This window comes from Aliterella sp. E5.1, from assembly GCF_057473825.1.
Map to the genome: position 1 here is coordinate 1 of NZ_JBYCCV010000322.1, position 1,620 is coordinate 1,620.

Consider the following 1,620-nt stretch of genomic DNA (forward strand, 5'->3'; position numbering starts at 1 on the left):
ATTAGTTGCCTACTACTTAATTAAGGACGATGCTGTTGGTGGAACATGGTCTAATAATACGGCTCGTATTGGTAGGTTTCAAATCAAAGATGGAGTAATAGATCCTAACGATCCTACAAATCCTGGTACTCCCCCTACTCCTAAATATGTGACAACAGATCCGCCTACGCCTAGTAAAGGATACCAAGGATTTGATTTAAGCCTCCCAGGTAGCACCCTTGCAGACAAAATGAACCGATGGACAAAAAAAACCGGCGAAGATTCTGATTATACCGCTCAGGTTGTTACGCTGATTGACTATGTTGATAAAGATACAACTAATTCACCAATCCAAAGCTGCCCCACGAATACGCAAAGAGTACCCACAGATACCACTATAAGGGGCTTTTATGCTTGTGTTGACTCAGCCAGCACCTTAGCACAAGTCTATATTAGAGGTAACGCCTTAGCTCGAATAAATGATACTAACTCTTACAATACTAGCAATTCTGCTTATTTTCCTACGGCAAGCATTCAAGTTAAAGGGCGTGGTTTTTTAGGTGTTAATTAATTTTGACCATTTTTACAAATAAAAAACCGTGGTTCGGAAACAACATGAAAAAATCAATTTTATTAAAAATTCTGCCGCGAGTAAGTTTGCATCTAATCGCTGCAAATTATGTTAACTCCTACTTAAAAAAATTAACTCCTACTTCCAAAAAGACTCCGCCTAACTTGTCTCAAGCTGGGTTTACTCTAATTGAAATGGGCGTAGTAGTAATTATTGTAGGCATTTTGAGTGCGATCGCCGCACCAAGCTGGATAAACTTTATCGAAGGGCGACGCGCCAATGTCGTAAATGAAGCAGTTTTGCAGGCGCTAAGACAAGCTCAAAGTGAAGCTAAAAAAAATAAGTTTAGCTACAATGTAAGCTTTAAAACTACAAGTCAAGTTCCCCAAGTTGCTATTTATCGGGCTGGTAATACTGCTATTTGGGGAAACTTAATTAAAGATTCAAGTATCAAACCTGGACAAGTAATGCTAGGCACAAACATTACTGCTACTAACACCGTAGACACTTCTATTACTTACGCTTCAACTACAGAGCAAACCATTGGTTTTGATTATAGTGGTAACTTATTGTTACCTAGTATCGACGATGATACTCCAGCAGTAGTAGCAGTTGGCGTACCTTCAGGCGATAGTTCTAACCCAGTGTTGGAATCAACTAGACGATGTGTCAAAATAGTAACTCTTTTAGGATCAATGCAAACTGAGCAAAAAAGTGAATGTAATCCTTAATTTATTTGAAGAGCGTATGAGAAATCAACAGTTTTATTGCTCAGATCGGGGTTTTACACTCCTTGAAGTAATAGCAACAGTGCTGATAGTGGGAATTTTGAGTGCGATCGCCGTTCCTAGCTGGTTTTCATTTATACAAGCTCGTCGGCTCAATGTTGCTCAAGATCAAGTCTACCGCTCAATCCGCGAAGCTCAAAACCAAGCCAAAAAAGAGAAACTACCTTGGCAAGCCAGCTTTAGAGAAGCGAATAATGTCGTTCAATGGGCAGTTCATCCAACTACAGTTCCCTTAGCTAATGCTAAGTGGAGCAACTTTGATAGTCATATTCAACTCGATTC

Annotated in this window: 2 protein-coding genes and 1 pseudogene; all 3 read left to right on the top strand. The window is 39.6% G+C overall.

Annotated features, from left to right (window positions below):
* A pseudogene (locus AC2VE5_RS26795) lies at nucleotides 1-550 on the top strand (hormogonium polysaccharide secretion pseudopilin HpsC); the annotation flags it as partial.
* Between the two features lie 44 nt (nucleotides 551-594).
* Nucleotides 595-1,281 (top strand): prepilin-type N-terminal cleavage/methylation domain-containing protein, encoded by a 687-nt coding sequence (locus tag AC2VE5_RS26800; RefSeq protein WP_486890583.1) that lies wholly within the window; start codon nucleotides 595-597, stop codon nucleotides 1,279-1,281.
* 16 nt (nucleotides 1,282-1,297) lie between these two features.
* A partial coding sequence (locus tag AC2VE5_RS26805; protein ID WP_486890584.1) for a pilus assembly FimT family protein occupies nucleotides 1,298-1,620 on the top strand: 323 nt, incomplete at its 3' end.